Annotated in this window: 7 protein-coding genes; 3 read left to right on the top strand and 4 right to left on the bottom strand. The window is 57.0% G+C overall.

The window, feature by feature from the left end:
• Positions 1–451: 451 nt before the first annotated feature.
• The gene (locus BUE18_RS18935; RefSeq protein WP_073477805.1) at positions 452–1,456 is read left to right on the top strand and encodes an NAD(P)H-dependent flavin oxidoreductase; all 1,005 of its coding nucleotides are present in this window, start codon (positions 452–454) and stop codon (positions 1,454–1,456) included.
• 456 nt (positions 1,457–1,912) lie between these two features.
• On the opposite strand, the gene BUE18_RS18940 is transcribed toward BUE18_RS18935, so the two are convergent.
• Positions 1,913–2,251, bottom strand: a complete 339-nt coding sequence (locus BUE18_RS18940) for a hypothetical protein (RefSeq protein WP_073477754.1) — start codon at positions 2,249–2,251, stop codon at positions 1,913–1,915.
• Here BUE18_RS18940 and BUE18_RS18945 point away from each other — a divergent pair.
• Together BUE18_RS18945 and BUE18_RS18950 are read left to right on the top strand one after the other, a co-directional pair.
• Complete coding sequence (locus BUE18_RS18945) at positions 2,250–5,447, top strand: MMPL family transporter (protein WP_073477755.1); 3,198 nt, start codon at positions 2,250–2,252, stop codon at positions 5,445–5,447. The two genes, BUE18_RS18940 and BUE18_RS18945, sit on opposite strands and share 2 nt — an antisense overlap.
• Before the next feature lie 179 nt (positions 5,448–5,626).
• Positions 5,627–6,037, top strand: coding sequence for a DUF4405 domain-containing protein (locus BUE18_RS18950; protein ID WP_073477756.1), 411 nt, complete (start codon positions 5,627–5,629; stop codon positions 6,035–6,037).
• Positions 6,038–6,054: 17 nt separating this feature from the next.
• On the opposite strand, the gene BUE18_RS18955 is transcribed toward BUE18_RS18950, so the two are convergent.
• The 3 genes from BUE18_RS18955 to BUE18_RS18965 are packed head-to-tail and all read right to left on the bottom strand — an operon-like array spanning position 6,055 to position 10,204.
• Entirely contained in the window at positions 6,055–7,155 is a 1,101-nt protein-coding gene (locus BUE18_RS18955) for an aminopeptidase P family protein (RefSeq protein WP_073477757.1), read from the bottom strand.
• Entirely contained in the window at positions 7,139–7,936 is a 798-nt protein-coding gene (locus tag BUE18_RS18960) for a ParA family protein (RefSeq protein WP_073477758.1), read from the bottom strand. Before BUE18_RS18960 ends, BUE18_RS18955 begins: the two co-directional genes overlap by 17 nt.
• Positions 7,937–7,978: 42 nt before the next feature.
• Complete coding sequence (locus tag BUE18_RS18965) at positions 7,979–10,204, bottom strand: dynamin family protein (RefSeq protein WP_073477759.1); 2,226 nt, start codon at positions 10,202–10,204, stop codon at positions 7,979–7,981.
• Between the last annotated feature and the right edge of the window lie 57 nt (positions 10,205–10,261).

Here is a 10,261-nt window from a genome sequence, read left to right on the forward strand (position 1 = left end):
AAACCGAGCGCCCGGCCGCCTGCCCCGGCAGGCGCGGCTCCGACGCAGGAAGGGCAAGCCCCATTCTCGCCGCGCCGCCGGGTCGGCGGCCCGAGGAGCTCTATCGGTTTTTGGATCAAGGGCCGGGTTTTTTCCGTCCAGAACCCGATGGGTGACTGGTGCAGCAGCAAAACCGCTGACACATAAGAACGGATACATCCCAGGCGAATCAAGAGTCCGGGCGGTTATGCAACTCCGGAGGGCAAGAAAACAGAGTTTCGTTGCCACAGGTAGAGTGTTTTTTCTTGACCTCCGCCTCTAATGGGTGACCCCATTTTGCACTACCAGCCTTTCAGTCATTCCCAAAAGTTAAAGAAAGTGTTGACGCCAGGGTTTAGGGAGAGGGATGATGATGGGCGGAGGATCCCCCTTGGCAGCCCCATTAAGCAAAAGAATCAAGAAAGGCGACCCCATGAAAACAAAATTGACCGAAATGTTGGGAATCAAATATCCGATCGTCTGCGGCGGCATGATGCGCCTGGCATACCCGCCCCTGTGCGCGGCCATATCCAACGCCGGAGGCCTGGGCAACCTTACGGCCGCCATGTACAAGGACAAAAAGGACTTCACGGCGGCCATCCGCCAGGTGCGGGAACTGACGGACAAGCCCTTTATGGTGAACGTCACCCTGCTGCCGAGCATCGGCATAGACAACAAACAGTATCACGCCTATTTTGAGGCGTGCGCGGAAGAAAAGGTCACGGTCATGGAGATCGCCGGCGCCCCTCTGAATCGCTTCGAGGACGGCGTGTGGTTTAAGCTGCTGAAAGACGCCGGAGTCAAGATATTCCACAAGGCCGGCTCGGTGCGGCATGGCAAGCACGCTGCCAAAGCAGGATATGACGGAGTCATCGCCGCAGGCGTGGAGGAAGGCGGCCACCCCTTGAACGAAAACGTGGCCACCACGGTCCTGACTCCGCGCATGGCCGAAGAGGTGGACGTCCCCGTAATTACGGCCGGCGGCATGGTGAACGGCCGAAGCCTGGCCGCCGCCCTCTGCCTGGGCGCCGACGGCATCCTTATGGCCACGCGCTTTGTGGCGACCAAAGAATGCCAGGTGCACGAAAAGGTCTATCAGGAATTGATCAACCGCCAGGAAAACGACACCGTCCTGTACGGGAACTCCATCGGGCTTCAGGGGCGGGCTCTCATGAATGAATCCATCGCCAAGGTCCTGGAAATCGAAGCCAGGGGCGGAGGGCTTGAGGAAATCCTGCCCCACATTTCGGGCATTTATGGAGACGACATCTGGCAGGAAGGCAAAATGGACACCGGCCTCATCCCCGTTGGCCAATCCATCGGCCTGATTCACGAAGTGCTTACCTGCAAGGAGCTGCTGGACGGTATGGTTGCTGAAGCCAAGGAAATCATGACAAAAAACCTAACCGCGTTTGATGAAAGGAATGACGGAGAATAGGAGCCTTTAACGCCTTACCGGTAAAGGGTAATCAACAGGGTTTCGAGCGGCCCAGGCTGCGACAATATGCCGCACGTATTGCTTTTGTAACACAAGAAGCGACCGGGTAAATCATTTGACATTGAGGCAGGCGGGCGTTGTTTGGCGTAAGTGAAGGGCTTTCCGTTCCATAACACTTGCAGCGTTCCGGGCGCACGCCGATTTTTGCGTTGGGTTTCGCAAGCTCAACCCAACCTACGTCGCGATTGCTGAGGCGTAGGTTGGGTTAAGAAGTCCGGCTATGAGTTTCTCCCTGATTAAAATGAAGATGGACTTCAAACCCAACATCAACCAGCCAGGGAAAAACAATAGCCCTTAAACTGCCCCCGTATGCATTCCTTCGCTGGAAAACAGCGTAGCACCAAGGCAAGGAGAACTCGCAGCGCCCGGGTGTTTTTTGAAGTCGAAAAAGACTGTTTAAAGCCCAGCAAACAAATTTCCGTCCCCGAAATCGGGCTTGCCCGCAACATTCCTCATCAAGGCTTGGCGGCAACCATTTTTCATCGCCCCCGCAAAAAGCGCTTGATCCCTCCATATGGAATAGGTAATAATTAAATATCGTTCATATTCGAGCTCGTTTAAGGAGCTGTTTTTCCCGCAATCGGGCCGCGGCGGACATCTTTTGAAGCGGCCCGCAAAACGGCGTAAAACCAGGCGACGCGTTTTTTCCATTCTCCACCCTGTTTCCACGCCTTCATTCTGCACGCGCTTGCTTGATGACTGGAATCCACCCATAGCCAAAAAGGCCTCGGCCATGAAACTGCACCGATTCATCGCCTATGACCCTATTTTGGAAGGCATCCTCAAGGCGCCCAAGGTGACCCTGACGGCGGTGATGGTGGTAACCGTTATTCTGGGCCTGGGCTTGTTTCGCCTTCAATTAAAGACATCCCTCCACGACCTTGTGATTCGCGACTTGCCTGAAACCGCCTACTACGAGGAGACGACCAAAATATTCGGCGAGCAACAGGTCATCCAGGTGGTTGCCAAAGGGAAAAACGTCCTGGCGCCCGAGACCTTCGCCCATTTGGAACGGCTGGACAAACGATTGTCCCAAATTCCGGGCGTGGAAAGAACCATCTCCCAGCCCTCGGCCCTGCGGGAAATGGCGGCGACGGGCATGACCCTGGATAAATTTCGGGACATCATCGGCCCGGTGAAGCTGTTTGATTCCCAATTGATAAGCCGGGATCAAAAGGTTGCGGGCCTGACCCTGGTGTTGGACGACTCCCGAAATCCTGAGGAGTTGGTGGACCGGGTTACGGCCATTTTAAAAGACGAGGAAAACGGCCTGTCCCTGTATTCCGTGGGCATGCCCAACGTGTCCCTGGCTTTGGGCCGGTACACCCAACAGGATTTTTTCCGGCTTCCGCCCATCACTTACGGGGTGATCGCCGTCCTGCTGCTGATTTTGTTTAGAAGCGTGCAAGGTGTGCTCTTCCCCCTTTCCAGCATTACCCTGGCCCTGGTCTGGACCATCGGGCTCATGGGCTGGACCGGCACGGCCTTGTCCATGCTCACCATGATCACGCCGGTTTTCCTGATCGCCGTGGGCACGGCTTATTGCCTGCATTTTGTTACGGCCTACACCCGTGCCGTTGAGGCGGGTTGTACAGCCGAGGAAGCCGCCCGAAGGGTTTGCGGCGACCTGCGCCTGCCTACCTCCCTCGCCGTGGGGACCACCATCATAGGCCTGGGCTCCCTAGTGGTGAACCGCATTGACGCCATTCGCGATTTCGCCTTGTTCTCCTGCGTGGGCATGTTTTTTCTGCTGATCATCCTTTTAACCTGGCTGCCGGCCCTGATTGCAGCCTATCCGTCCCCCGAGACCTCCCAGCGGGAACGAAAAAAGGACTTGATCGACCATTTTTTACAGGGCGTCATCCACCTGAACCTGCATCATCAAAAAAAGCTGTTCGCCTTTTTCATCATCATAGCCGTAGCGGGTCTGATCGGCATATTCAAAATTCGGGTGGAAACCAATCCCTGCCGGTATTTCCGGGCCGACGCCCCGGTGCTGCAAAATTTTCACGCCGTATACAGAGACTTGTGCGGCAGCTTTCCGGTCAACGTGGTGGTGCAGACGGACGTCCCGGATTTTTTTGAAGATCCGGAAAACCTGGCCAAACTGGCCGGTCTGTCCGACGCTTTGGTCGGCCTGGACAAGGTGGACAAGGCCGTTTCCGTGGCCGACTACCTGCGTCTGGCCCATTACGCCTCCAACCAATACGCGGGCGACGCCTACGTGCTGCCGGATCAAGGCTATATGGTGCGTATGGACATAAACACCATGAAGACCATGATCGGCGGCGAGACCCTGGCCCGGTTCGTCACCCAGGATTTCTCGTCAGCCAATATTTTGCTGCTGACTCATATTTCCGGCTCCAGCGACTTCTTGAACGGCAAACGCGACATGGAGGAAATCTGCCGCCAATTCTTCGGACCGGAGGCGGTCTGCCGCGCAACCGGATTCGGGATCGTGATTTCCGCAACCAGCGATCTGGTCACCCAGGGCCAGGTGAAAAGCCTGTCCATCACCATGGTTCTGGTTTTCGGCATGATGTTCCTGCTGTTTCTGTCCTTCAAGGCAGGGGCGACGGCCATCCTGCCCAACATGTTTCCCATTATCATGAACTTCGGACTCATGGGCTGGATGGGCGTGGAATTGTCCCTGGTCACCAGCCTCATCGCCAGCATCGCCATCGGCCTGGCCGTGGACGACACCATTCACTACCTGTTTCATTACAACGACGAGTTCAAAAAAGACCTGGACGAAAAACGCGCCCTGGCCGAGACCCTGGCGACCATCGGCCGGCCCATCGTGTTCACCACATTGACCATCGGCCTGGGCTTTTTCGTGCTGGTGTTCTCGGGATTTAGGCCCACGGCCCTGTTCGGCGTCATGATGGTTCTGACCATGATGGCCGCGCTTGTGGGCGACCTGATCCTGCTGCCAACCCTCATGCTCCATGTACCCATCGTCACCCTGTGGGACGTCATCAGGCTGCGCATGGGCCGCACACCGGACCAGGGCATGCCCATCTTCAAAGGGCTCAGCCGCCATCAGATTCATTACGTGCTCCTGGCCGGGAGCCTGCGCAACATGGCGCCCGGCGAGATTCTTTTTCGCAAGGGAGACCCCAGCGCGTCCATGTACGCCATCCTTTCCGGCAATATGGAAGTGCTGGACAGCGGACAGGCCGGGGAAACCACGTCCTTCCGCAAACGCATGCACGTGGCTCTGCTTCCCGCCGGGGAAATCGTGGGGGAAATGGGGCTGGTGCGCAAGGCGCCCCGGTCCGCCACGGTGGTTGCCGGAACAGGCGTGGAAGTCCTGGAAATCAGCCGCAAGATGATCCAGCGTCTCCAATGGCTGTACCCCCCCGCCGCCTACAGGTTGTGCTTCAACCTCATGGGAATCCTGGCCGACCGCCTGGAGGCCACCACCCACAGCCTTGCCAAGGCCGGCCTGTTGGACGACGCCACCGGCCTGCCAGGGCAGGACGCCTTCCTCATGGAGCTTTCCAAGGAAGGGGAGCGGTCCAAGCGATTCGGGTATCAGGTGGGCGTGGGAATCTTGGAATTGCAGGAGCCGGAGCAGGCGCCCGCCTCCGTGGACCTGGCGGATCAAATGCTGGAAAAAACAGGAAGGCTTCTCACCAAAATGCTGCCTAAGCACGCAGTCCTGGCCCGCCTGGACGACCGCCAGTTCGGCGTGCTGGTCTCGGACCGGGACGAGTGCACTCTGGAAGGCGCGTGCCAGGACATGTTCACGGCGGTGAAGGAGGCCTGCGAGGCCGGAGTCTCGGGCTGGCGCCCGGGCGTGGCCATGGGCTTTGTCGTGTCCGGAGATACAGGGGCGGGCTCGGGGGGCGGCTTGCTCTTCAAAGCCCTGGACGCCCTGAAATCCGGCAAAGCCAACGGCGGCAAACCCTTTATTCAAAAGATATAAAATAAGAATTCTTCCACTCTATTCTTTCCACTTACAAGAAACTTGCCTTATCGCCCTTTAATTATGCTCACCCTGCTGCATGGCCTCTTTTTTGACAAATATCATACAGACAAGGCCGATCAAGTATGGTACGGAAATCCCCGGTTAAACTTGCGGGAGACATTTTAAGGAGGCAAAAAATGAAGAAAAAGGAATATCGCAAGCTGGTATCCACATGCATAACCTTCGCCTTTGCGGGCGTTGCCTTGACAGGGCTGATCGCCGTGTTTGGAGTTCGGGGAAAATGGATGGACATCCACCTGATGTTCGGCCTGTTTTTCCTGGTCGCGGCGGGATTGCACGTGCAAATCAACTGGCCGATTTTAATGAAGCATCTTCAGTCCGGCCCTAAAAACGCCAACACCATGCTTACGCCCATGACCATTGCCGCGGTCATTTCGGTAATCATGCTGCTAATCGGTCTGATAAGCACGCCTTCCAAGGCGTTCCGGGATTTTGACGATCGCCCCCATTACGGTCAGGCGGAAAAATCAAACCTGGCCCAGTCCGGAAGTTGGAAGCTAGGCCAGGGTTATAGAAGATCCAATTAGGTTGGAATCCGAATGGCTCAGGGCGTCCAGAATTGCCCGATGCTATTCAGCACCTGCACGCCGTCCTCGGTGACGGCGGCCATATTTTCCAGGCGAACCCCTCCCCAGTGGGGAATGTAAATTCCCGGCTCCACTGTGAAAACCATGCCGGGTTGGAGTTCCACGCTGGCCAGGGGGCTCACCCTGGGCGCCTCGTGCACGGCCAGGCCTACGCCGTGGCCCAGGCCGTGGCCGAACTTTCCGCCGTATCCCGCCTCTTCGATATGCTTGCGGGCGATATTGTCCACGTCCCGGGAGTTGATCCCCGGCCTCACCGCCTGGGTCGCCATGGTTTGCGCTTCCAAAACGGTTTGAAAAATCTTCTTCATCTCGTCGTCCTTGGGAGCGCCCAGGACCGTGGTGCGGGAAATATCAGAGCAATACCCGTCTTTTTTACATCCCCAGTCAAAAAGCAAAAACTCCCCTTCGCGGACTTCGCGGTCCGAAACCCCGTGGTGAGGCAAGGCGCTGTTGGGGCCTGAGGCCACAATGCTGGGAAAGGCCAGGCTGTCGCCGCCTGCGCTCCGCATGGCCTTCTCCAATTCCCAGGCCAGGGCTTTTTCGGTCATGCCGGGCTGAATTGTAGGCATAAGATCAGTCAGCGCCTGCTCGGAAATGGCCAGGGCTTTTTGCATGGCGTCGATTTCCGACTGATCCTTGATGACCCGCATCTGCTCCACCACGTCCAAGGCGGGAACCATTTCAACATGGCATTGAGCGTCGTCCAGGGACTCGACGATTTTTTGGTAAATCAGATAAGACAGGCGAATTTGTTCAAAGCCCAGTTTTTTGGTTTCGAACATGCCCATGATTTCGGGCATGGCCTTTGCCAGCCCTTTTTCATAGGTGTAGACTTGGCAATGGGGGCACTCGTTTTCAGCCTGGGTGGTGTAACGGGAGTCCGTCGCCAGCAGGACCTTATCCTGGTTGACGAACAGGCAGCCGGAGGACTCGTCGAACTGGGAGTCCTCTCCTGTGAAGCCGGAAAGGTACCGCCTGTTTTCTTCGACCATCACCATAAAAGTATCAAAAGGCTGGCCGGCCAACAGCTTTCTCAGGGTTTCAATTCTTTTTTCCATTGCCGCGTTTTAACAACTCCTTGGCGAGATTAGTGTAGTCCAGGGCTCCATAACTCCTTGAACGGAAAAAGACAACCGGTTTTTGCTTCCAGGCGCTTTCCGCGATGGTGGCGTTGGACCGGATGACCGTGTCGAATATCTTGCCCTCAAAGCGTTCATCGGCTTGCAGCAATTCCATGATGCCCCGGCTGACCCGGGTGCGCGGATCGTAAAAAGTGGGAACCAGCCCGGTGACGTCAAGGTCCGGGTTGATGTTTTCGCGAACCAATTCGATGGTGTCCAAAAGGTCGTCCAGGGCTTTTAAGGCGTAAGGATGGGTCTGGCAGGGGATGAGCACCTCCTTGGCGAAGGTGAACACGTTGATGGTCAACAGCGACAGGCTGGGCGGCGTATCCAGCAGGATGAAGTCGTACTCCTTTTCCAGGGGGCGCAGGCGTTTAAGCCGATTTTCCCTGCCCGGCTGATCCATCAACTCGGCTTCGGCGCCCGCCAAATCCACGTGGGACGGCACAAGCCCCAGGCCGGCCCATTTTGTGGCGATCACCGCGTCCGCCGGGTCCAGGTCGTCGTCGCCCACCATGACCTCATAGGTGGTGAGGGCGTCCTCGTCCAATTCCACGCCCAATCCATGGGTGGCGTTGAACTGGGGATCCATGTCCACGATCAAAACCTTTTTGTCCTGCTTGGAAAGGGCCGCTCCCAGGTTGATGACCGTCGCCGTTTTGCCCACACCGCCCTTCTCGTTGACCACTGCAATGACTCGAGCCTGCTGTGCACTCATATTCGACCCCCTCGTTCTAAAAAGTTAAACATCATGTACAATCTAGAGGCCTGTCAGCTTGCCGGCTGAGGCCAGTTTATCGGCGATTTCCTTTCTTCGCGTTTCCATGGAGGCGAGAATTTCCCGGGCCTGCTCTTTGGAGGCCTGGGTTTCGTTCACCAGTCCTGCGCTTTGGTCCATGCCTTCCACAAAGATCTTCAAGCGGTCCGAAAGATCCTCCTGCAGGGTGACGGCGGAGAGATCCAGGAGCTTGAACATGTACTGGAACTTCAGGTTTTCCCTGAAATCCATGAAATGCTCCTCCAAGGATTTCCGGGTTTCCTCCTTCATCCGAGCCAAAGCATGGGCAATGGCCTTGGAATCGTTCCGGTCCAGAGGCTTGGACTCCTTGTTGAAAATCCGCTTAAGAAAGGATCCGGCGCTGTAGGCGCTTTTCCGCATGATCGCCTCGGTCCTCACCCGGGCCGAATACCGCATGGCCGCGGTGAGGCCGGGAACCTGCAACCCCGCCAGCCGGCGAACCCGGCTTACGTCCAATTGATACGGAGCGCCCATTTTCTGGTCGGCCAAAACAATGCCCATTTCCCCCAGGGTCTTCTCGTACCGGCTCAGGGCGCCGTCCACCATGGTTCCGTAAGGACGGGCGATGTCGTTCACCATCCGGCCGATCTTTGCCTCCTCGTCCTTGACGAACCTGGCCACAGCCGGGTTCAACTGCTCGGCCATGTGCCGGTCCACGGCGCGCTTCAAATCCGAAAAAACCGAGTACACGGCGTTGGTGAAGCTGCCGGGCGAAGTTTCCGGCTGAGGAGCCTGATACTGATTGATGAACTCCCACAAATCCGTGACGGCGGGCCCCATGTTGGGATCGAAAAACCGGTCCACATCCTGGCCCACTTCCTGCCTGGCCTGACGCAGGGCGCCGTCCAGGGTGTTTTTCACCATGGCCCGAATCCGGTCCACGCCTTCCTTTTCAACGGCCATCTGGCGCACCAACTCTTCAGCCCGGCCGGCGTCCTGGGACACGAAATCCCTGGTGATATTGATCCAGTCCCCTACACCGGAAGCCATCATGGAAGCCCGGTCCACGTGGCTTTTCAAAAGCAGGGCCATGCGGTCGCGGGTGAGCCTTTTATCCAGGATGTCCAAAAAACGCTTGCTTTCGTAATCGGAAAACGAGCGCATGTCCGAGTCCAGCTCCCACTGGTTCAGGCGAGCCAGGTCCTTGTCGTTCAACTCGTCCTTGATGCCGGAAAACAGGTGGAACAAGGAGGAAAAGCAAAAAACCTCGGGATCGGGCCGCAGCAGGGCAATCTCGCCTGTAATGCGCTCCAGCAAAGACCGCAGGTCGGCCACGCTCTCGTGTTCGGAAAAATCGCAATTGATGACGAAATAGATGTTGGAGGCCAGGCCCATTTTTTTAATGAGAGACAAAAATCGTATGTCCGCCTGACGCACGCCGGTCCGGCTGGAAATCACGTAAATGATGAAGTGGGTTTTTAAAAGGTAGTCCTCGATCATGGCCAGATGCAGGGGGTTTGGGGAGTCGCTTCCCTGGCAGTCCGCCACTTCCACCTGATCCTCCACGCCCTGGCCCGCGGGCAGGCTCAGGCACACGTCCTTGAGATACACGGCCAGGGGCTCATGCCCCACAAAATCCTTGTGGGAGGCGAACTCCCCGGCGCCGAACTCCTTGGACGCAGACGAAGCGTCCATGAGATCCTTTATTCTGTCAAAACCCTGGAGATACGAGGAGATGAGCACCGCGTTCATGTTGATGGTTCCCTGGGTGATCAACTGCTCGTCGCCCAAAAGCTCCAAGGCGTGGCCCAGCTTTTCCCGATCCGTCTGACGGCGAATGTCGATCTTGCCGTCCGCGCCGCGCCAGTCAAAAGAGGGAAACAACACCATGGCCTGTTCGATCTCCGCGTTCACCTCATCCCAGGTCTTCAGGTACAAGGTGGCTGCAAGGTCCTGACCGTGCCTGATCCGCGTGACAATGCACGTGACCACCCCGGCGCCGCGCTTGACGTAATCGCCGCCGAAAAAGGAGTTTACAAAGGTGCTTTTCCCCGACTTGATGGAGCCCACCACAGCCACCCGAAGCACGCCTTCGGCCATCTGGGCTTTCATGGCGTCCAGGGTCTGCCGCCAGCTTTCAAAAGGATTGGTGGATACGCCCGGCAACGTGACCGCTGTTTCAAACAGCGCGTCCAGATCTCGCCCGGCTTCGACAAGGGCCTGTTTTGCAGTATCAAAAGAATCCATGGAAGCTCTTTCCACAACCTCTTTAAAATCAATGTTTCAGGATCAGGGCCGCCGGAA

This window comes from Desulfatibacillum alkenivorans DSM 16219 (assembly GCF_900142135.1).
Classification (GTDB): domain Bacteria; phylum Desulfobacterota; class Desulfobacteria; order Desulfobacterales; family Desulfatibacillaceae; genus Desulfatibacillum; species Desulfatibacillum alkenivorans.